23 protein-coding genes and 1 pseudogene are annotated in these 20,908 nt (G+C 64.2%); 12 read left to right on the top strand and 12 right to left on the bottom strand.

Annotated features, from left to right (window positions below):
* Positions 1-101: 101 nt before the first annotated feature.
* The gene (gene nadA, locus U5768_RS20800) at positions 102-1,232 is read left to right on the top strand and encodes a quinolinate synthase NadA (RefSeq protein WP_322032289.1); all 1,131 of its coding nucleotides are present in this window, start codon (positions 102-104) and stop codon (positions 1,230-1,232) included.
* Positions 1,233-2,132, top strand: a complete 900-nt coding sequence (nadC, locus tag U5768_RS20795) for a carboxylating nicotinate-nucleotide diphosphorylase (RefSeq protein ID WP_322032288.1) — start codon at positions 1,233-1,235, stop codon at positions 2,130-2,132.
* A 93-nt stretch (positions 2,133-2,225) separates the two neighbouring features.
* Here the strand turns inward: nadC and nadB are convergent, their stop codons facing one another.
* From nadB to radC, 4 genes are all read right to left on the bottom strand, one after another.
* Positions 2,226-3,827 carry an L-aspartate oxidase gene (gene nadB / locus U5768_RS20790; protein ID WP_322032287.1) on the bottom strand — a complete coding sequence of 534 codons (1,602 nt, stop codon included), beginning with the start codon at positions 3,825-3,827 and terminating at the stop codon, positions 2,226-2,228.
* A 187-nt stretch (positions 3,828-4,014) separates the two neighbouring features.
* Positions 4,015-4,182, bottom strand: coding sequence for a 50S ribosomal protein L33 (rpmG, locus tag U5768_RS20785; protein ID WP_027817504.1), 168 nt, complete (start codon positions 4,180-4,182; stop codon positions 4,015-4,017).
* Between the two features lie 10 nt (positions 4,183-4,192).
* Entirely contained in the window at positions 4,193-4,426 is a 234-nt protein-coding gene (gene rpmB, locus U5768_RS20780) for a 50S ribosomal protein L28 (protein ID WP_027794135.1), read from the bottom strand.
* A 247-nt stretch (positions 4,427-4,673) separates the two neighbouring features.
* Positions 4,674-5,495: a RadC family protein gene (gene radC, locus U5768_RS20775; protein ID WP_322032286.1), complete on the bottom strand. Its 822-nt coding sequence runs from the start codon at positions 5,493-5,495 to the stop codon at positions 4,674-4,676.
* Positions 5,496-5,684: 189 nt separating this feature from the next.
* Between radC and U5768_RS20770 the strand changes: the two genes are divergently transcribed.
* The 7 genes from U5768_RS20770 (at position 5,685) to U5768_RS20740 (ending at position 11,825) form a co-directional block, all read left to right on the top strand.
* Positions 5,685-6,140 (top strand): peptidylprolyl isomerase, encoded by a 456-nt coding sequence (locus tag U5768_RS20770; RefSeq protein ID WP_322032285.1) that lies wholly within the window; start codon positions 5,685-5,687, stop codon positions 6,138-6,140.
* A gap of 5 nt (positions 6,141-6,145) precedes the next feature.
* Positions 6,146-7,117 (top strand): 4-hydroxy-3-methylbut-2-enyl diphosphate reductase, encoded by a 972-nt coding sequence (gene ispH / locus U5768_RS20765; RefSeq protein WP_322032284.1) that lies wholly within the window; start codon positions 6,146-6,148, stop codon positions 7,115-7,117.
* 370 nt (positions 7,118-7,487) lie between these two features.
* Positions 7,488-7,703 carry a hypothetical protein gene (locus U5768_RS20760; protein WP_322032283.1) on the top strand — a complete coding sequence of 72 codons (216 nt, stop codon included), beginning with the start codon at positions 7,488-7,490 and terminating at the stop codon, positions 7,701-7,703.
* 477 nt (positions 7,704-8,180) lie between these two features.
* Positions 8,181-9,131: a branched-chain amino acid ABC transporter permease gene (locus U5768_RS20755; protein WP_322032282.1), complete on the top strand. Its 951-nt coding sequence runs from the start codon at positions 8,181-8,183 to the stop codon at positions 9,129-9,131.
* A 16-nt stretch (positions 9,132-9,147) separates the two neighbouring features.
* Entirely contained in the window at positions 9,148-10,317 is a 1,170-nt protein-coding gene (locus U5768_RS20750; protein ID WP_322032281.1) for an ABC transporter permease subunit, read from the top strand.
* A gap of 15 nt (positions 10,318-10,332) precedes the next feature.
* Positions 10,333-11,109, top strand: coding sequence for an ABC transporter ATP-binding protein (locus U5768_RS20745; protein ID WP_158758448.1), 777 nt, complete (start codon positions 10,333-10,335; stop codon positions 11,107-11,109).
* Positions 11,109-11,825 carry an ABC transporter ATP-binding protein gene (locus U5768_RS20740; protein ID WP_322032280.1) on the top strand — a complete coding sequence of 239 codons (717 nt, stop codon included), beginning with the start codon at positions 11,109-11,111 and terminating at the stop codon, positions 11,823-11,825. Before U5768_RS20745 ends, U5768_RS20740 begins: the two co-directional genes overlap by 1 nt.
* Before the next feature lie 95 nt (positions 11,826-11,920).
* Here U5768_RS20740 and U5768_RS20735 read toward each other — a convergent pair whose 3' ends face one another.
* From U5768_RS20735 to U5768_RS20725, 3 genes are all read right to left on the bottom strand, one after another.
* Positions 11,921-12,391: a GNAT family acetyltransferase gene (locus tag U5768_RS20735; protein ID WP_322032279.1), complete on the bottom strand. Its 471-nt coding sequence runs from the start codon at positions 12,389-12,391 to the stop codon at positions 11,921-11,923.
* Positions 12,392-12,409: 18 nt separating this feature from the next.
* On the bottom strand, positions 12,410-13,594 hold the full coding sequence (locus tag U5768_RS20730; protein WP_322032278.1) for an acetylornithine transaminase: 1,185 nt from the start codon (positions 13,592-13,594) through the stop codon (positions 12,410-12,412).
* Positions 13,595-13,974: 380 nt separating this feature from the next.
* On the bottom strand, positions 13,975-15,006 hold the full coding sequence (locus U5768_RS20725) for a CDP-6-deoxy-delta-3,4-glucoseen reductase (RefSeq protein WP_322032277.1): 1,032 nt from the start codon (positions 15,004-15,006) through the stop codon (positions 13,975-13,977).
* 118 nt (positions 15,007-15,124) lie between these two features.
* Between U5768_RS20725 and U5768_RS20720 the strand changes: the two genes are divergently transcribed.
* Complete coding sequence (locus U5768_RS20720; protein ID WP_322032276.1) at positions 15,125-16,216, top strand: NAD-dependent epimerase/dehydratase family protein; 1,092 nt, start codon at positions 15,125-15,127, stop codon at positions 16,214-16,216.
* Between the two features lie 34 nt (positions 16,217-16,250).
* Here the strand turns inward: U5768_RS20720 and U5768_RS20715 are convergent, their stop codons facing one another.
* On the bottom strand, positions 16,251-16,439 hold the full coding sequence (locus U5768_RS20715; protein ID WP_322032275.1) for a hypothetical protein: 189 nt from the start codon (positions 16,437-16,439) through the stop codon (positions 16,251-16,253).
* Between the two features lie 166 nt (positions 16,440-16,605).
* The gene (locus tag U5768_RS20710; RefSeq protein ID WP_322032274.1) at positions 16,606-17,313 is read right to left on the bottom strand and encodes a 16S rRNA pseudouridine(516) synthase; all 708 of its coding nucleotides are present in this window, start codon (positions 17,311-17,313) and stop codon (positions 16,606-16,608) included.
* Between the two features lie 276 nt (positions 17,314-17,589).
* On the opposite strand from U5768_RS20710, the gene poxB reads away from it, so the two are divergent.
* Complete coding sequence (gene poxB / locus U5768_RS20705) at positions 17,590-19,308, top strand: ubiquinone-dependent pyruvate dehydrogenase (protein ID WP_322032273.1); 1,719 nt, start codon at positions 17,590-17,592, stop codon at positions 19,306-19,308.
* Between the two features lie 138 nt (positions 19,309-19,446).
* A complete protein-coding gene (locus U5768_RS20700) occupies positions 19,447-19,818 on the top strand; it encodes a hypothetical protein (RefSeq protein ID WP_322032272.1) in 372 nt (123 codons plus the stop codon).
* Positions 19,819-19,961: 143 nt separating this feature from the next.
* On the opposite strand, the gene U5768_RS20695 is transcribed toward U5768_RS20700, so the two are convergent.
* The 3 genes and pseudogenes from U5768_RS20695 to U5768_RS20685 all read right to left on the bottom strand — a co-directional run.
* A complete protein-coding gene (locus U5768_RS20695; protein WP_322032271.1) occupies positions 19,962-20,165 on the bottom strand; it encodes a hypothetical protein in 204 nt (67 codons plus the stop codon).
* A complete protein-coding gene (locus U5768_RS20690; RefSeq protein WP_322032270.1) occupies positions 20,162-20,647 on the bottom strand; it encodes a hypothetical protein in 486 nt (161 codons plus the stop codon). The genes U5768_RS20695 and U5768_RS20690 overlap by 4 nt, the downstream gene beginning before the upstream one ends.
* Before the next feature lies 1 nt (position 20,648).
* Positions 20,649-20,908: pseudogene (locus U5768_RS20685) on the bottom strand (hypothetical protein); the annotation flags it as partial.

Genomic DNA, 20,908 nt, shown 5'->3' with positions numbered 1-20,908 from the left:
ACAAAACCCCGCGCTGGCGGGGTTTTTCTTTTTGGGCCGCAAAAAAGCCGGAGTTCCCTCAATGGCTTCCATGGCGCGGCGATCGGTAGGGGCAGGAGATGATGAGTCAGGCAATCAGGAAGGTCGAATACGACCGGCCGCAAGGTGCCGTCTGCAGCGTGGGACAGGCGTGGGCGCGCGTGCCCGATGCACCGTCCACGGCGGAGCGCATGGCATTGAAGGAGCGGATTCGCGCGTTGCTCAAGCGCGAGAAGGCGGTGCTCGTCGCGCACTATTACGTGGATCCTGAATTGCAGGAACTCGCCGACGAAACCGGCGGCTGCGTGGCCGATTCGCTCGAGATGGCGCGTTTTGGCCGCGACCACGAAGCACAGACGCTTGTCGTGGCGGGCGTGCGATTCATGGGCGAGACCGCGAAGATTCTGAGTCCGAACAAGCGCATCCTCATGCCCGACCTCGACGCGACCTGTTCGCTCGATCTCGGCTGCCCCATCGACGAATTCTCGGCGTTTTGCGACGAGCATCCGGACCGCACCGTGGTCGTCTATGCGAACACGAGCGCGGCCGTGAAGGCGCGCGCGGACTGGATGGTCACGTCGTCCATCGGTCTCGAAATCGTGGCCGACCTGCACGCGAAGGGCGAAAAAATTCTGTGGGCGCCGGACCGGCATCTGGGCAGCTACATCCAGAAGAAGACCGGGGCGGACATGCTGCTGTGGCAGGGCTCCTGCCTCGTGCACGACGAGTTCAAGGGCGTCGAACTCGATCTGCTGCGCGCCGAATACCCGGACGCCAAGATTCTCGTCCACCCCGAATCGCCCGAAGGCGTGGTCGCGCTCGCGGACGTGGTCGGCTCCACGACGCAACTGATCGACGCCGCCGTGAAGCTCGACGCGCAGCGCTTCATCGTCGCGACCGATTTGGGCATCCTGCACAAGATGCGCCTGGCTGCACCGGGCAAGACCTTCATCGAAGCGCCTACTGCCGGCAACAGCGCCACCTGCAAGAGCTGCGCGCATTGCCCGTGGATGGCCATGAACGGTCTCGCGAACCTCGCAGACGTGCTGGAGCGCGGTCACAACGAGATCCACGTGGATGCCGCGATCGGCGAACGCGCGCGTCTGCCGATCGACCGCATGCTGGCCTTCGCGGCCGAGCACAAGCGCCGCGTGCAGGCGAGCGGCGACCTTGCGCGCGACACCGCGCTGTTCTCGCAAGTGGGGGCCGCGTAAATGGGTGCACTCGAATTGCTCGCAGTCGATGCCGTTTCGCCCGTGCTCGATGAAGTGCGTGCGCAGTACGGCGCAGCGTTCGACGCCGCGATCGCACGCAACGTGGCCGACGCGCTCGAGGAAGACGTCGGCCCGGGCGACCAGACGGGCCGCCTCGTGCCCGCCGACGAAATGCGCGACGCGCGCATCATCGTGCGCGAAGAGGCCGTGCTGTGCGGCGTGCTCTGGTTCGACGGCGTGGTGAAGCGCGTCGATCCGCGCATCGAGGTGCGCTGGCAGTATCGCGAAGGCGACCGCATGGCCGCCGACACGACCGTGTGCTCGCTGCGCGGTCCGGCGCGCTCGCTGCTCACGGCCGAGCGTAACGCGATGAACTTCCTGCAGTTGCTTTCGGGCGTGGCGAGCGTGACGCGCCGCTACGTCGACATGATTGCGCATACGAGCACGCGCATTCTGGACACCCGCAAGACACTGCCCGGCCTGCGCCTCGCGCAGAAGTACGCGGTGCGCGTGGGCGGCGGCGCAAACCAGCGACTGGCGCTTTACGACGGCATTCTGATCAAGGAAAACCACATCGCGGCGGCCGGCGGCGTGGACGCGGCGATGGACGCTGCGCTCGCGCTCGACGCGGGCGTGCCGATCCAGATCGAAGTCGAGACGCTCGAACAGCTCGAAACGGCGCTCGCCCACGGCGCGAAGTCGGTCCTGCTCGACAACTTCTCGCTCGACATGATGCGCGATGCGGTGAAGCTCACGGCGGGGCGCGCGGTGCTCGAAGTCTCGGGCGGCGTGAACGTCGACACGGTGCGCGCCATCGCGGAAACGGGCGTGGACCGGGTTTCGATCGGCGCGTTGACGAAGGACGTGCGCGCGACGGACTTCTCGATGCGCATTGTCTGAAGCCGGAATCGGCCAAGCTGGACCAAAACGAAAAGGCCGCCTCGCGATTGAGGCGGCCTTTGTTTTTGCGGCGCGTAGAGTACGCCGCAGGTCTTAGGAAACCGTGCGATTGCGCACGCGCTCCGGCGCGAGCACGGTCGGCAGCGCCTTGGGCAGCGAGTTCGGCCAGTCGCGGCTGTAGTGCAGGCCACGGCTTTCGCGGCGCGAGCGCGCACTCTCCACGATCAGCGAGGCGACTTCGACGAGATTGCGCAATTCCAGCAGATCGCGCGTGACACGGAAATTCGCGTAGTACTCGAGAATTTCGTCGCGCAGCAGCGAGATGCGATGCTGTGCGCGCTCGAGCCGCTTGTCGGTGCGCACGATGCCGACGTAATTCCACATCAGCCGGCGCAGTTCGTCCCAGTTGTGGGCAACGACGACTTCCTCATCGGAATCCGAAACGCGGCTTTCGTCCCAGTCGGGCAGCGGTGCATGCGCGCCCGCGCTGAAGCCTTCCGCCTCGATTGCCTCGGCGGCCGAGCGGCCGATCACGAGGCACTCCAGCAGCGAATTGCTGGCCAGCCGGTTTGCGCCGTGCAGGCCCGTGTACGAGGTCTCGCCCACGGCGTAGAGGCCCGCGAGATCGGTGCGCCCGCCCAGATCGGTGACGACGCCGCCGCAGGTGTAGTGCGCGGCGGGCACGACCGGAATCGGCTCTTTCGTGATGTCGATGCCGAATTCGCGGCAGCGCGCGAGGATGGTGGGGAAGTGCTCTTCGAGAAACGCCGGCGGCTGATGGCTGATGTCGAGGTGCACGCAGTCGATGCCGTGCTTCTTGATCTCGAAGTCGATCGCGCGCGCGACGATATCGCGCGGCGCCAACTCGGCGCGCTCGTCGTGCGCGGGCATGAAGCGCGTGCCGTCGGGCAGGCGCAGCACGCCGCCTTCGCCGCGCACGGCTTCCGAAATCAGGAACGATTTGGCGTGCGGGTGAAAGAGGCAGGTGGGATGGAACTGGATGAACTCCATATTCGCCACGCGGCAGCCTGCGCGCCACGCCATGGCGATGCCGTCGCCGGTCGCCGTGTCGGGATTCGTCGTGTAGAGGTAGACCTTGCCCGCGCCGCCCGTGGCGAGCACCGTGTGCGGCGCCTGAATCGTCACCGTACGGTCGTTCTTCAGATCGAGCGCATACAGGCCGTGGCAGCGGCGGCCCGGCAGGCCGAGGCGGTCGGAGGTGATGACGTCGATGGCCTGATGGTCTTCGAGGATCGTGATGTTCGGGTGCGAGCGCGCGCGTTCGAGCAGCGTTTGCACGACGGCGTGGCCGGTGGCGTCGGCGGCGTGGATGATGCGGCGATGGCTGTGGCCGCCTTCGCGGGTGAGATGAAAGCCGAGTTCGGCGGCGGCGTCCTTCGTGAACGGCACGTCCTGGGCGATCAGCCATTCGATGGCCTCGCGGCCATGCTCGACGATGTAGCGCGTTGCCGCCTCGTCGCACAGGCCGCCGCCGGCGACGAGCGTATCGTCCACGTGGTTCTCCACGCTGTCGGCCGAATCGAGCACGGCGGCGATGCCGCCTTGCGCGCGGTCGCTCGCGCCTTCGGTCATCGCGCGCTTGGCGATGATCACGACGCGACGCGAACCGGCGAGATTCAGCGCGACGCTCAGCCCTGCGAGGCCGCTGCCGACGATCGCTACATCGAAATTCATGATCCTGCTTCTCCGTCTCTCTTGTTCTACGCTTTCTGGCTGCGCCGTCACGGGCATATGACACGCGTGTGGCAGCCGGTATGAAGCGGGAAGCATACTCCGAGAGGGGAGCGCACGGCGCGCAAAAAGAAAAACCCCGCTAAAAAGCGGGGTTTTTCTGTCTTCGTCCGGCTCGAAACCCGATCAATTACTTGATCTTGGTTTCCTTGTACTCGACGTGCTTGCGAACAACCGGGTCGAACTTCTTGATCGACATTTTTTCCGGCATGTTGCGCTTGTTCTTCGTGGTCGTGTAGAAGTGACCCGTGCCTGCGGTCGACTCGAGCTTGATCTTGTCGCGGATACCCTTGGCCATGATTTACTCCTTACAGTTCGCCGCGTGCGCGCAGGTCTGCGAGCACGGAATCGATGCCGTTCTTGTCGATCAGGCGCAGGCCTGCGTTCGAGATGCGCAGACGCACCCAACGGTTTTCGCTTTCAACCCAGAAACGGCGGTTTTGCAGATTCGGGAGGAAACGGCGCTTGGTTTTGTTGTTAGCGTGGGAAACGTTGTTGCCGCTCATCGGCGCTTTCCCAGTGACTTGGCATACACGTGCCATGAGTGCACTCCTACGGAAATTCTGAGTTCGTGAGCCGCTTAAGTTTCCCAGGCGAGAAATGGCCGGAATAAGAGCGCGCTCACGTATGGATGAGAGACAACCTCGAACCCAGGCCGTATTTCCCCTGGAATGCCGCGACGGGCTTCGGAACAGGGTTGGAAATAGGCAAACCGTGAGTCTAGCAGAAAAAGGCCAGGAAAATCAAACACGATTTGCACATGGCGTCGTGCGGGCGTGGTTCGACGCATCACCAGCCTTGCCGCGCGAACGAAAACGTTTCCCGTGTGCCGATGACCAGGTGATCGATGAGTTGCACCTCCACGAGCGCCAGCGTTTCGCGCAAGACCCGCGTGAGGCGCCGGTCGCTCGCGCTCGGCTGCACCGCGCCCGAAGGGTGATTATGGGCGACGATCAGGCTCGCGGCGTTGAGCGTGAGCGCGCGCCGCACGATTTCACGAGGATATACCGCCATGCGCGTGAGCGAGCCGCGCGAGCTTTCCTCCGAGCGGATCAGCCGGTGGCGAGCGTCCAGAAAGAGGCACACGAACACCTCGTGCGGCCGCCCGCCGATCAGGAGGCGTAAATAGTCCTCGACCGCGCCCGGCGAATCGACGAGCGGCTTGTCGTCGAGCGCTTCGGCCAGCGCTCTGCGTGCAAGTTCCGTCACGGCCTGCAGCATCGAGGCTTTGGCGGGGCCGATGCCGCGCAGAGCCTCGAATTCTTCGCGCTGCGCGTCGAGCATGGCGCGCAGCGAGCCGAATTGGGCCAGGAGCGCGCGAGCCACCTCGAACACGTCGTGGCCCCGCAGCCCGGAACCGAGCAGGATCGCGAGCAATTCCACGTCTGAAAGCGCCTCCGCGCCGGCCGTGCGCAGCCGTTCGCGAGGCATGTCGCGGCGGCGTGCCGCTGGCGCGGCGCTCTCGTGGGCCGACACCGCAGGCTCAGTGGTCGCGGGCAGCGCGGCGTCGCCGGGGCCTCGCTCCGCGCAGTCCAGACGATGCAGGCGGCGGGAAAGGGCGCCGCCGGCGGTCGCGGGCGCCACGTCCGGCGTGCAGTCTAGTTCGGTCATGACGGTCTCCGCAGGCAGCCCGGGCGCGCACGGAGCGGGCGCGCGCGAGCGGCGGCGGTACGAAATCGTGCCGCGACCGCCCCGGCCAAGTGGCTTACAATAGATCCTTTACGGCCGTCGAAAACAGGCCGGACCGGCGCCTTGCGGCGCGCACGCGCGAAGCGCGCGTTCCGACGAAAAGAGTTACGCATGAGCATCATCGACATCTCCGAAGTGAAACCCGGTTCTCACGTGACACTGCACTACCGGCTTTCGCTCGCCGATGGCACCGAGATCGTCAATACCTTTGTCGATCGTCCCGCCACCCTGCTGATGGGCGCCGGCCAGCTCGCGCCGCCGCTGGAAGATATTCTGCAGGGCCTGAAGGTGGGCCACCACTCGACCTTTCAGCTAGAACCGGGCGTCGCTTTCGGCCAGCGCAACCCCGACCTGATCCAGCGCGTCTCGCTCAAGACCCTGCGCGAGAACGGCATGATCGGCGAGGAATTCAATCCGGGCGACCTGATCGAGTTCAATGCGCCCGGCGGCGGCCGCTATGCGGGCGTGCTCAAGGAGGTCAACGAGACCTCCGCCCTGTTCGATTTCAACCACCCGCTCGCTGGCCAGGCGGTTGCGTTCGAAGTGCAAATCATCGGAATCCTTTAAAGCCCATGACCAACACGGACACGTCCCTCGTCGCACCCCTGACTGACGCGGAAATCCTGCTCGCCCAGCCGCGCGGCTTCTGCGCCGGCGTCGATCGGGCCATCGAGATCGTCGAACGCGCCATCCAGTTGCATGGGGCGCCGATCTACGTGCGTCACGAGATCGTCCATAACGCATATGTCGTCGAAGACCTGCGCAAGAAAGGGGCGATCTTCATCGAGCAGCTCGATGAGGTCCCGTCCGGCAACACCGTGATCTTCAGCGCGCACGGCGTCTCCAAGTCGGTGCGCGCCGACGCCGAATCGCGCGGCCTGCGCGTCTATGACGCGACTTGCCCGCTCGTCACGAAGGTGCACGTGGAAGTCGCGAAAATGCGCGACGAAGGGCTCGACATCGTCATGATCGGGCACAAGGGCCATCCGGAAGTGGAAGGCACGATGGGGCAGGTGGCCGAAGGCATGTACCTCGTCGAAGACATTGCCGATGTCGAGGCGCTCAAGCTGCGCGATCCGCAGCGCGTGGCGTTCGTCACGCAAACCACGCTCTCCGTGGACGACGCCGCGGAAATCATCGCGGCGCTCAAGGCGCGCTTTCCGGCCATTCGCGAGCCGAAGAAGCAGGACATTTGCTACGCCACGCAGAATCGCCAGGACGCCGTCAAGTTCATGGCGCCGCAGTGCGACGTCGTGATCGTGGTGGGCAGCCCGAACAGTTCCAACTCGAACCGTCTGCGCGAAGTCGCGGAAAAGCGCGGCATTCCCGCCTATATGGTGGACGCCCCCGAGCAGATCGACCCGCAGTGGCTTGCCGGCAAGCGCCGGATCGGTCTGACGGCCGGAGCGTCCGCGCCCGAGGCGCTTGCACAGAAAATCATCCAGCGTCTGCACGAACTTGGTGCGCGCAATGTGCGCGCGCTCGAAGGCATCGAGGAGAATATTGCGTTCCCCTTGCCGCGCGGACTCGGCCAGGTACTCTGAAGCTTCGCGCTCCCAGAACAACGCGCCCATGCGGCGCGTTTTTTTATGGCTGCGCCCCGTGTCCCACCGCAATAAAAAGGGCTGCATCACAAGAAAGAGCAGGTTAACCTCACGTCGGGCGGGCGTTCTTATCAGTGTTTTCGCTAGAGTGGGGTGTCGAATTTCATGGTGTGACCCCGATTTATTGCTTCACTTGGCACAATTTCGACACACATGCATCCCGCGGGGGCGAGAGTTTTATGCTCTCCCTTAAATCCGTTACACGGGAGTTCATGCCCATCCGATAAGGCATTGCGGTCCTTATCCGCAACACATGATGTGAAGCGGTCGATTTCTGGTGCAACTGGTGCACCAAAATAAGGCGCAACCCATGGTGCAACCCTATCTGTGGGCTTATCTAGAAATATGGTTGCAATGCAGGAAAACCCTGCCGGTTCAACAATATTGCCCGTCGCATAATTGGCGTTACAATGCGCGCGTTCTGAAGGCCGGACATCGTTGGGAAGGCCATCAGGCAAGCATTTCGGAAGGCGCAGGAGACCTGATTAATGCGATTCAAGTCTGCTTTTGCCGCGTCTGCGATTAATGCGGTTGCGCTGCGTCACGCGTGGCGCCGCTGCAATGTCGAGACGGGTATGAGCGCAACATCGATCATTCCTGGCATGCAGGTTGCTTTTGCATGCACCGGCGTAGTCATGCCGGTTTGCCGCTCAAGTGCGACGAATCTCGCAGGCGAGATTTCGAAGTGCGCGAGCGGTCGGGGAAAAGGAGTCATGGCGTTTGACGCATTCGCGTTTGCGGGCCGAAAGGCTCGCCGCGAATACGCCAACGCGAACATGGCGCGTAGTTGATTGAACCCGACGGCACCGAACCATCCGACGGTGCCGTTTTTGCATCCGCTTCTGGCGAGCCTGCCGCTGCAACACAGCGGCAACGCGAACCCGGGCGGCCAACCGTTACCGGTTTTTACTCAATACCCGAAAGTGTCGTTGCGGTTCCGTAAAACATCGCCCACCGGCCGATGACGAGCGCGAATCCGGTTGCACGGGCTAAGGAGCATTACATGGATATTTTCATCCAGCAGATCCTGAACGGGCTGGTGCTTGGCAGCATCTACGCCATCATCGCACTGGGCTACACCATGGTGTACGGGATTCTGGGCATCATCAACTTCGCGCACGGCGACGTGCTCATGGTGGGCGCCATGGTCGCGCTCTCCGCGATCAACGTGCTCCACAATCACTTCCCGGGCCTCGGGAACATCCCCACGCTGTGTATCGCGCTGGTGGTCGCCGCCGTAGTGTGTGCGGTCGTCGGGTACACGATCGAAAAGGTCGCTTACCGGCCGCTGCGCCGCGCGCCGCGTCTCGCGCCGCTGATCACCGCCATCGGTGTGTCGATCCTGCTGCAGACGCTCGCAATGATCATCTGGGGCCGCAATCCGCTCGCGTTCCCCCAGCTCATCTCGACCGACCCGATCAACGTCATCAAGCCGACTGAAACCGGCGTGGGCGCCGTGATCTCGATGACGGAAATCGTCATCATCGTGGTCGCGTTCCTCGTGATGGCGGGCCTGTTGATCCTCGTGCACAAGACCAAGCTCGGCCGCGCGATGCGCGCCATCGCCGAGAACCCGAACAACGCTTCGCTGATGGGCGTGAACCCGAACTTCGTGATTTCGGCCACGTTCATGATCGGCTCGGCGCTCGCGGCGCTGGCCGGCGTGATGATCGCCTCGGAATACGGCAACGCGCACTTCTACATGGGTTTCATCCCCGGCATGAAGGCCTTCACGGCGGCAGTGCTGGGTGGTATCGGCAACCTCGGCGGCGCGATGGTCGGCGGCGTGGTGCTCGGTCTGATCGAGCAGCTCGGCGCAGGCTACATCGGCAACCTGACCGGCGGGGTGTTCGGCAGTAACTATCAGGACGTCTTCGCATTCATCGTGCTGATCGTCGTGCTCGTGTTCCGTCCGTCGGGGCTGCTGGGCGAACGTGTCGCGGACCGCGCATAAGAGGGAGTAGCACAACATGACTTCAATTCAACCGATCGAGCCGTCGACGACGCTCATCCCCGAAAAGAACACGACGAAGACGCTCGCCGTGGGCATCGTGACCGCTGTCGTCGTTGCCGCGCTGCCCTTCGTGGTCGGCGCCGCGGGCGGCAACTACTGGGTGCGCGTGCTCGACTTCGCGATGCTTTACGTGATGCTCGCGCTGGGCCTGAACGTGGTGGTGGGCTTCGCCGGCCTGCTGGACCTGGGCTACATCGCGTTCTACGCGGTGGGCGCCTACGTCGCCGCGCTGCTCACTTCGCCGCACCTCACCACGCAGTTCGCGTGGATCGCCAGCATGTTCCCGGGCGGCATGCATACGCCGTACTGGATCGTGGTGCCGTGCGCCATGGCGCTCGCCGCCATCTTCGGCGTATTGCTCGGCGCGCCGACGCTGCGTCTGCGAGGCGACTACCTCGCCATCGTGACCCTGGGCTTCGGGGAAATCGTTCGTATCTTCATGAACAACCTCGACCGTCCGGTGAACATCACCAACGGGCCGCAGGGGATTACGGGCGTGGCGCCGCTGCAGGTGTTCGGCTTCAATCTCGCGCAGCCGCACGAGATCCTCGGCTTCACGTTCACGTCGGTCTACATGTACTACTACGTGTTCGTGATCTGCGCGCTGCTCGTGATCTGGGTGTGTACGCGTTTGCAGCACTCGCGCATCGGCCGCGCGTGGGCCGCGATCCGCGAAGACGAAATCGCCGCCAAGGCCATGGGCATCAACACCCGTAACGTCAAGCTGCTCGCGTTCGCGATGGGCGCGTCGTTCGGCGGTCTTTCTGGCGCGATGTTCGGTGCGTTCCAGGGCTTCGTGTCGCCGGAATCGTTCACGTTCTGGGAATCGGTCGTCGTGCTCGCCTGCGTGGTGCTGGGCGGCATGGGCCACATCCCCGGCGTGATTCTCGGCGCCGTGCTGCTCGCCATTTTCCCCGAGTTCCTGCGCTCGACGATGGGCCCGCTCCAGCACATGCTGTTCGGCCACGAAGTCGTCGACACGGAAGTCATTCGCCAGTTGCTTTACGGCCTCGCCATGGTCGTCATCATGCTGTATCGCTCGGAAGGCCTGTGGCCCGCGGCGAAGCACGAGGACAAGATCGCGAAGATCGCGAGGCGCGCCAGCAAGAAGCCGGTTCGCGCATAACGGGGAGACCAGAATATGAGCAACAAATCCATTCGTCTGTCCGTAAAGGGCGTGAACAAACGCTTCGGCGGCCTCCAGGCGCTCTCCGATGTGGGCCTCCAGATCGAGGAAGGCACGATCTACGGCCTGATCGGCCCGAACGGGGCGGGCAAGACCACGTTCTTCAACGTGATCACCGGTCTCTACACGCCTGATTCCGGCGAATTCAAGCTGGACGGCACGGCCTATACGCCGACCGCCGTTTATCAGGTGGCGCAGGCAGGCATTGCGCGCACGTTCCAGAACATTCGTCTGTTCGGCGGCATGACGGCGCTCGAAAACGTGATGGTCGGCCGCCACGTGCGCACGAAGCACGGCCTGATCGGCGCGGTGCTGCAAACACCGTCCGAGCGCAAGGAAGAGCGCGAGATCAAGGAACGCGCGATCGAACTGCTCGAATACGTGGGCATCGCGCAATACGCGGACTACACCTCGCGCAATCTCTCGTACGGCCACCAGCGCCGTCTGGAAATTGCGCGTGCGCTCGCGACCGATCCGAAGCTGCTCGCGCTCGACGAGCCGGCAGCCGGCATGAACGCGACCGAGAAGGTCGAACTCACGCGCCTGCTCGACAAGATCCGCGCCGATGGCAAGACCATCCTGCTGATCGAGCACGACGTGAAACTGGTGATGGGCCTGTGCAACCGGATGACAGTGCTCGACTATGGCAAGGTGATCTCCGAAGGGCTGCCGCAAGACGTGCAGAAGGACCCGAAGGTGATCGAGGCATATCTGGGCGCGGGGGTTCATTGATGGCTACACCAGTTCTGAAAATCAAGGGTCTGCAGGTCAACTACGGTGGCATTCAGGCGGTCAAGGGCGTGGACATGGAAGTACGCTCTGGCGAACTCGTCACGCTGATCGGCGCGAACGGCGCGGGCAAGACCACGACGATGAAGGCCATCACGGGCCTGAAGCCGTACTCGGCGGGCGACATCGAGTACATGGGCCAGTCGATCAAGGGCGTGCCGGCGTATGAACTGCTCAAGCGCGGCCTCGCGATGGTGCCGGAAGGCCGCGGCATCTTCGCGCGCATGTCGATCCTCGAAAACATGCAGATGGGCGCGTACCTGCGCAGCGACAACGACGGCATCCAGAAGGACGTCGAACGCATGTTCGGCTTCTTCCCGCGTCTGAAGGAACGCGCCACGCAGCTCGCGGGCACGCTCTCGGGCGGGGAGCAGCAGATGCTGGCCATGGCGCGCGCGATCATCAGCAAGCCGAAGCTTTTGTTGCTCGACGAACCGTCGATGGGTCTCTCGCCGATCATGGTCGAGAAGATCTTCGAAGTGGTGCGCACGATCTCGTCGGAAGGCATCACGGTGCTGCTGGTGGAGCAGAACGCACGGCTCGCGCTGCAGGCTGCGAATCGCGGTTACGTGATGGATTCGGGCCTCGTGACGATGGAAGGCGAAGCGAAGCAGATGCTCGACGATCCGAAGGTGCGCGCGGCGTACCTGGGTGAGTAAGCATCGCAATGCGGCCCTGGCGGCCGCATAAAAAACAAAAGCCGCATGGGTTTCGAACCCCATGCGGCTTTTCTTATGGCATCGGCCAACAAGGCTCAAACGATTGCTTCGGACTCCTGTGTGGCGAGCCGCTTGCCGAGACTCACCACGGCATCGGCGCGATAGCCGAGCCGCTCGTAGAACGCGAGCACCTCGGCCTTGTCGGTGAGCACCTGAAGGTTGAGCTTCAGGCAGCCCATCGCGGCGAGCGCGTTTTCGGCGTGAAGCACGAGCCGCGTGCCGAGACCATGGCGCCGCGCATCTGGCGCGACGGCGACCGAATAGAGCCAGCCGCGATGCCCGTCGTAACCGGCCATCGCCGTGCCGACTAGCGCGCTGTCGACCTCGCCGTCGTTGCGAATCGCGACGAAGAACAGCTCCGGCTGCGTACCGAGCTTGTTCGCGATCGACAGACGCGGATTGCGGTGCGGCCGGCTCGCGTCGTTGTACTCGGGAAACGCCCGCAGCCAGAGCGCGATCACCGCTTCGGTATCGGTTTCCTTGAACACGCGGATCGTGATGGACATCGCTCGCGCTCCGCCTGATTACAGCGAGTCGAGAATCGTGCGCAGCATCGCCATCATCTGGTCGATTTCCTGCGTCGTCACGTTCAGCGCCGGCATGAAGCGCAGCAGGTTCGGGCGAGCGGCATTGAGCAGCAGACCGTCCGGCTGCATGAGGCGCGCCTTCTCGACGATCTCCGGCCCGATGTCCTTGCCGAGCAGCAGCGCGCGCAGCAAGCCTTCGCCGCGTTCGCCCTGGAAACCGCGTTCAGCCGAAAGTTCGAGCAGCTTTTCGCGCAGATATTCACCGCGAGCGCGCACGCCTTCGAGGAAGCCGGGCGCAACCAGTTGCGAGATCACCGAATAGCCCACAGCCGTCATCAGCGGATTGCCGTTGTACGTGCCGCCCTGGTCGCCCGCTTCGAACACGGCGATTTCCTTCTTCGCGAGCAGCGCCGCGAGCGGCACGCCGCCGCCGATGCCCTTGCCGAGCGTCATGATGTCCGGCTCGATGCCCGAAAGTTCGTACGCGAAAAGGGTGCCCGCGCGGCCGCAGCCGCTCTGCACTTCGTCGACGATCAGCAGGATGCCGTGCTTCTGCGTGAGCGCGCGCAGTTGCTGCATGAACTCGCGCGTGGCGGGGATCACGCCGCCTTCGCCCTGGATCGGCTCGAGCATCACGGCGACCGTCTTCGCGTTGATGAGCTTTTCGACCGAAGCGATGTCGTTGAGGTCGGCCTTCGGGAAGCCAGGCACTTGCGGCGCGTAGATCGTGTCCCAGCCCGGCTTGCCACTCGCCGACATCGTCGCGATCGTGCGGCCGTGGAAGCTGTGGTCGAACGTGATGATCTCGTAGGCGCCGTCGCGATGTTTTTTGCCCCACTTGCGCGCGAGCTTGATCGCGCCTTCGTTGGCTTCGGCGCCGCTGTTGGCGAAGAACACCTTGTCGAAGCAGCTATGCTCGGTGAGCAGGCCCGCGAGCTTCGCCATCGGCTCGTTGTAGAAGGCCGGCGACGGATTGATGAGCAGGCGCGACTGCTTTTCCAGCGCCTCGATCATGCCCTCGTTGCAGTGCCCGAGACTGTTGACGGCCCAGCCCTGGATGAAGTCCAGGTAGCGCTTGCCTTCGTTGTCGTAGAGCCACGACCCCTTGCCATGCGTGAAGACGATTTCGGGCCGGTTGGTGATGTACATCAGCGACTCGATCGGGTACTCGGAATAATTCATGGCAACGGGCTCCGCGTTGGGGCTGCTAAAGGGTTGAAAAACGGGGTTGCAAACTGGGTTGCAGACTGGGTTACAAACGATACGGCGGAAAAACAAAAAGCCACGGACTGGCCGTGGCTTTCGTGATTCGAACTTGCTGTGCGTTGAGAAGTGCAACGCGCGTCCGCGAGTAGCCAGGCCCTAAAGATGGGGCGAGCGGCGACGTCGGAGAGCGGACAGGATGCAGTTCATGGGCGCAAGAATACGACAAGCCGAACGGCGATGTAAACCGTCAATGTGCCGATTTTTTTCAGGCGGCCGAAGAATTTTTCGTGACGGCCGCCTGGATTGGGCGATGCGAGTCATTGCATTGCGTACGCAACGACCCGCCGGAAAGCGCTTCAGACGGCGTTCGCGAGGTCCGCGGCGCTCGTGAACGAGTCCGCGTAGAACTCGTCTTCGGGCAGGCCGTGGTGCTGCGTGAAGTCGCGCTGCGCCGACTCGACCATCACCGGCGCGCCGCACGCATAGACCTGGTAGCCCGAAAGGTCGGGCAGATCCTCGATCACGGCGCGGTGCACGAAGCCCGTGCGGCCGGTCCAGTTGTCGTCCGCTGCGGGCTCCGAGAGCACCGGCACGAAGCGGAAGTTCGGGATGTCCTTCGCCCATTGTTCGGCGAGATCCATCAGGTACAGGTCCTTCTTCTGGCGCGCGCCCCAGTAGAGCGTCATCGGGCGGTTCAGGTTCTTGTGGACCGCGTGCTCGACGATCGCCTTGAGCGGCGCGAAGCCGGTGCCCGAGGCGAGCAGCACGATGGGCTTGTCCGACTCCTCGCGCAGGAAGAAGGTGCCGAGCGGCGCTTCAAAGCGCAGGATGTCGCGCTCCTTCATCTGCGAGAAGACGTGATCGGTGAACTTGCCGCCCGGCATGTGGCGGACGTGCAGCTCGATCGGGCCTTCCTCGTGCGGCGCGTTCGCCATGGAGTAGCTGCGGCGCGTACCGTCCTTGAGGATGAATTCGAGGTACTGCCCGGCGAGATACTGCAGGCGCTCGTTGGCGGGCAGTTGCAGCCTGAGGACGACGACGTCGTCGGCGCGGCGTTCGATAGCGGCGATACGGGTGGGCAGCTTGCGCACCTGCATGTCGCCCACGCCCGCCACTTCGCGGATATCGATTTCGAGGTCGGTTTGCGCCGTCGCACAGCAGAAGAGGGCCATGCCGCGCGTTCTTTCGTCGTTGGACAGTGCCGACGCCGCGTGAGCGCGCTGCTCGACTTCGCCGTGGCAGACCGTGCCTTTGCACGAGCCGCAGGCGCCGTTCTTGCAACCGTACGGCAGGCCGATGCCCTGGCGCAGGGCCGCGTTGAGAATGGGTTCGTCGGGTTCGACCTGGAATTGCCGGCCGCTTTGCTTGAGCGTTACGTTGAAAGCCATATTCAGGGAAGCGTAAGTCTGTATCCGGGGGTTGAATCGGTCGCGGGTTGCCTGGTCAGGTTGCCGCGTTTCCTTGCCGGCCTCGCCGAAAGGCCGGGGCCGCTAAAATGGTTCCACCATGATTGCCACACGAACCTTGCGCCGTGCGCGCATCCTCATTGTCGGTTGCGGCGACGTCGGCCTGCGCTGCGTCGCCCAGTTGCGCGAGCGGCCAGACCGCGCGCGCGTTTTTGCGCTCACGCGCCGCGACGAGCGCGCCCACACGGCGCGGGCCGCGGGCGCCGTGCCGGTGCGCGGCGACCTCGATTCCCGCACGAGCCTCGCGCGGATCGCGGGCCTGGCGGGCACGGTGCTGCACCTCGCGCCACCGCAAAAATCCGGCGACGACGACCTGCGCACGCGCCGCCTGATCGCAGCGCTCGCCGCGCGCCGCCGGGCAGTGTCGCGGCCAGCGCTCGCGGGCGTAGCGCCACGCGCATTGCGGCCCCCATTGCGTTCGCTCGTGGGCCGCCTGCGCCGCAGCGCTTTCGGCTCCGCCGCAGGCTTTGGAGCATCCATCATTGTACCCGAGCGCATCCGGCGGTTTTCCCGCGTCCGGCACAAGCGCCTGAACGGCCCGAGCCGCCCAACGCTCGTCTACGCCAGCACGACAGGGGTGTACGGCGATTGTGGCGGCGCGCGCATCGACGAAACCCGCACGGTTCAGCCCGCCAACGCCCGGGCCATACGACGGGTATCGGCTGAACGGCAACTGCGGCGCGCCACGGCGCGCGGCGCACTGGCCGCCACGATCGCGCGCATTCCGGGCATTTACGCCGCCGATCGACTCCCCCTGGCGCGGCTGGAAAAGCGCACGCCGGCGCTTGTCGCAGGCGACGACGTCTACACGAGCCACATCCACGCGGATGACCTCGCGGCCATACTCCTGCGCCTCGCGACGCATGGCCGCCCCGGCCGCACGATTCACGCAACGGACGACAGCGAACTGAAGATGGGCGAGTATTTCGACCGCGTGGCCGACGCCTTCGGCCTCGCGCGCGCGCCGCGCGTGAGCCGCGCCGAGGCCGAGCGCGAACTCGAGCCCGTCTTGCTGTCGTTCATGCGCGAGTCGCGCCGGCTCGCCAATACGCGGCTCAAGGGCGAACTGGGCGTGCGTTTGCGTTATCCCGATGTGGATGCGTTCTTGCGCACGCTGCCGCCGCGCCCGTGACGCCGGGCGGGCGGCGCGGCGCAAAGCGTGCCGTTCACGTGATGGCCGGCAGCGCTTCGAGCAGGAGGAAGCACAGCAGCGCCCCGATGAGCGCCCCGATGAGGTTCGGATGATACCGATGTCGCATATGCATCGACGCGAGCAGGCCCCCAATCAGCACCGCCCCAAGCGCCATAAATGCCATCAACACGAATGAGATTTCGAATGATCCGTTGATGATCATGATGCCCCTCCTTGCAACTTGTAATCGTTCTTGAAACGAGTATAGGGCGGAAGCCCGGCAAGGGCATGCTGCGGCGCGGCGAAAACGCCGCCTGTTTGCAAGCGTGGGGGCGTCGACCCACGGAGCGGCGGCTGCGCGCGGCCTTCAGGGGGCGCGCCGTGGTGGTTTACCCCTTGTTGCGCAATGCTTCGAGCGCGGAAGCGTCGAGCCATTCCCAGGCGCCCGGCGCCAGTGCGGGGGGAAGGGAAAAGCCGCCGATGCGCTCGCGGTGGAGCGCCTCGACGCGGTTGCCCGCCGCCGCCACCATGCGCTTGACCTGGTGATATTTGCCTTCGAGCACCGTCAGCTCCAGCTCGTGGTCCGCACGTGCGTTCGCCGCGACGGCGGCGCTCGGTTCGCGCTCGCCGTGCAGCAACACGCCTTCGCGCAGGGCGTTCAGTTGCGTTTCGTCGAGTGGATGACGCGTCGTCGCCACGTACACCTTCGGCACCTTGCGTTTGGGCGAGGTGAAAGCGTGGACGAACGGGCCATCGTCGGAAAGCAGCAAAAGGCCGGTCGTATCCTGGTCGAGGCGGCCGACGCATTGCACGTTGCGCTCGGCGAACTGCGGCGGCAGCAGATGAAACACGCTCAGATGATGCTGCGGATCGCGCGAGCACTCGTAGCCAGCGGGCTTGTTGAGCGCGATGTACGCGCGCTCGTGAAACGGCCACGGCGTGCCGTCCACGCTGAAGACGAGGCCGGCCGTGTCGAACGTGGTGAGCGGATCGGAGCACGGCTCGCCCGCGACGGCGACCCGCGCGTCGGCGATGAGCGCGCGGCATTGACGGCGTGTGCCGAAACCCTGCGTGAAGAGAATGCTTTCGAGATTCATGACGGACGGCGAACAGCGTGGAGCCGGGTATTTTATCCGCGGCAACGCGTTACGCGCGTCCGCCTGCGCCGATCTCGCCGCATCAACGCGCCGTACCAACGCGCCGCGCACGGCTTGACCACGCGTTTCGGGCGGATGGCGTAACGTAGCGCGAGTATTGACGCGTCGGGCCGGATTGCGCGGCCCGGACGCCTGCTGATTCCCCCCAATTTCCTTCTCGCGCAGCGCACGGCCTGGGTGCGCGCGCTGCGCCATACGGCTCACGTGGAGAACACCATGGCGAAGACAATCGCGGATCATCTGGCAAAAACGCTCGAGGCAGTTGGTGTCGAGCGCATCTGGGGCGTGACGGGCGACAGCCTGAACGGGTTGTCGGCAAGCCTGCGCAAGCTCGGCACGATCCGCTGGATGCACACGCGGCACGAAGAAGTCGCCGCCTTCGCCGCGGGCGCCGAAGCGGCCGCAACCGGCCGGCTAGCGGTGTGCGCGGGCAGTTGCGGACCGGGCAACCTGCACCTCATCAACGGCTTGTACGATTGCCATCGCAACCGTTCGCCAGTGCTCGCGATTGCGGCGCATATTCCGTCGACGGAAATCGGCCTCGGCTATTTCCAGGAGACGCACCCGACCGAACTCTTCCGCGAGTGCAGCCATTACGTGGAACTGGTGACGAACGCGTCGCAGTTCGCGCGCGTGCTCGACACGGCGCTGCGCACGGCGATCGACCAGAAGGGCGTGGCGGTGATCGTGCTGCCCGGCGACGTGGCGCTGCTGGAAGCATCCGACGAAGAGCCCGTCTGGTCCCAGGCGGCGCGTCCGGCGACCTTGCCCTCGGCGGCGGATATCGACCGGCTAGCCGTGCTGCTCAACCGCTCCGAGGCGGTGACGCTGCTGTGCGGTAGCGGCTGCAAGAACTCGCACGACGAAGTGGTGGCCTTCGCGGACGCGCTCGGCGCGCCGACCGTGCACGCGCTGCGCGGCAAGCAGTATGTCGAATGGGATAACCCATACGACGTGGGCATGACAGGGTTGATCGGCTTCAGCTCGGGCTATCACGCGATGATGTCGTGCGACACGCTCGTCATGCTCGGCACCGACTTCCCGTATCGCAACTTCTATCCGCAGCACGCGAACATCGTGCAGATCGACCGCGACGCCGCCGCGCTCGGCAAGCGCGCGCCGCTTACGCTCGGACTCGTCGGCGACGTGCGCGAAACGCTGCGCGCGCTCATGCCGAAGCTCACGCGCAAGACCGACCGGCGCTTTATCGACCGCGCGCGCGAGCATTACGCGACCGCGCGCAAGGGACTCGACGAACTCGCGCGCCCGGCCGCCGCGGGCAAGCCGCTTCATCCGCAGTATGTGGTCTCGCGGCTCGACGCCCTCGCCGAAGACGACGCGATTTTCGCGGTCGACGTGGGTACGCCCACGCTCTGGGCCGCGCGCTACCTGACCATGAACGGGCGGCGCCGTCTGCACGGCTCGTTCAACCATGGGTCGATGGCGAACGCCATGCCGCAGGCGCTCGGCGCGCAGGCGGCGCACGCCGGGCGCCAGGTGGTTTCGCTCTCCGGCGACGGCGGCCTTTCCATGCTGCTCGGCGATATTCTCACGGCGCGCCAGCTCAATCTGCCGATCAAGATCGTAGTCCTGAATAATAGCTCGCTCGGCTTTGTCGCAATGGAGATGAAGGCGGGCGGCTACGTGGAGACGGGCACCGATCTGGCGGCCACTAATTTCGCGGATATCGCGAAAGGCGCGGGCTTGTTCAGCGTGCGTGTGGAGACTTCGGAAGCACTCGACGAGGCGTTGCGCGCGGCGTTCTCGCATGCAGGACCGGCGCTCGTCGATGTGGTGACGACGAAGCACGAGCTGGCCATGCCGCCTAAGCTGCAGTGGGCGCAAGCGAAGGGCTTCAGCCTCTACATGCTGCGTGCGGTGCTGAGCGGTCGCGGGGACGAGGTGGTGGAACTGGCGCAGACGAATTTGCGCTGAGCACGAAAAACCCGCGAAGCCATGGGGTTTCGCGGGTTTCGGATATAGGCTGATTGCCGGAAAGTATTCTGGTTCGGGCCAGCCTTTGTCGCAGCGTACACCTTCGAATCGACGCACGCGGACGGTCCGCGCGTAATCATGCAGAACACCGTCTGGCAGCACATCGAGAAGAAGCGTCGCGAGCAGCCTGAGACTCGCCTGTCCAGTTTCCTTGGTGCGCACGTCCGACGCGCCGAAGACGGGCCAGCGTACATCGACATCTTCGCCGACTTTGGTGTAAGCGACTTCTACAGATTTCGCGCGGATCTGGCAGAAGAATTAAAGGCGATCCACAAGCACATGTGCACGGCACTGGATGAGGCCGCCGACGTTCCGCACCACTTCAAAAAGCTTGCGCAACTGGCGCGCGACTTCAATGAAGCCCTGGAAGAGGCCGAATTGCGCGAACACATTGTCCCGCTGCACCAAGCTCCACAAGCGCGGGAAGTGACAATACGGAGAGCATCGTGATCCGCGATTGACGTCGCGACTTGCTGCCCCGTTCGAACTCTTGCACAGCGCTCTTGTTTACGGTTAATGGGTTTGACGATCCGGGCTTCGCCGCGCCTCGCGAGATGAAGACACGCCGACCCTCGCAGGTCGGCTTTTGCGTTTCAGTCGGCGGCATCCGGTTCGCTATCGCCCGAAAGCAGGTCGGATAATTCATCGGGGCGCAGCCGTCGCATCGCCTTCTCGATCTTGTGGTCGTACTTCCTGTCATTGGGATCGAGGCCGCCGGGGCGGGCCTTTCGGGCGTACTTCTGCACGAAGCAGCCAAGTTCGCCAGCGAGGCGATCCCGCTTTGAAACCTCGCTCACGCCAAACTCCAAGGGTCTACCTTACCGCCCTGGATCACGAAGTGCTTTCCGTCGGAGCCCGGTTCAAAAAAGCGCCAATCTTCCTCGTCGGGCGCGGCATCCGTAACGATGGTGAGACACAGTCGCCGCGGCATTGAGATGGACACGTTGCCGCTATCACCGACGACCACGCGCTCAACAGTGAGCGGACCGCCGTCGGCAATGAGGCCTCGTATCCGCTCTAGCGTCGCGCGAGTGCCCTCGTCTGAAACGGTGAAGTCCGAGGCATCTGCGAAGATCTCATTGGCGCGCTCGATTTTCCAGTCGCATTGGACGTGCAGCGCCCACGCACCAACCCGCTTGACGGTCCCGCGCTTCGTTGTCATTTCGCGAAGGGGGCCGAACTGCAAGGTGAGCATGTCCGCTGCTCGCCCGGCCGCGCTTAGGTCCAGCCCGATGAGGACAGAAAGACGCTGCTCAATTTGTTCCCGCGCATCAATCATTTCAATCACTCCCGCCAAACAAGTCTTGAGCACGGTCCATGAGTCCGTGGTAGTCCATTTCGTCATCGTCCTGTATGTCGTCGTGGAGTTGCCTAGCCTGATCCTGATTCAAGCCGAGGGCCTTAACCACCGCCCGAAATTGCTTGTTTTGTGCCTGATTATTCCCTGGCCGACCATCGCCGGCCGCCAGATCCTCCGCGTCGCCGTCCGGCATATCAGGCTGGTAATCGAATGGCTGGGCATCGCCAAGCGGCGTCGAAC

The sequence above is a fragment of the Paraburkholderia sp. J76 genome (genome assembly GCF_905220295.1).
Lineage (GTDB): Bacteria > Pseudomonadota > Gammaproteobacteria > Burkholderiales > Burkholderiaceae > Paraburkholderia.
Note: the sequence above shows the minus strand (reverse complement) of the source record. Positions and strands in the feature narration are given on the sequence as shown.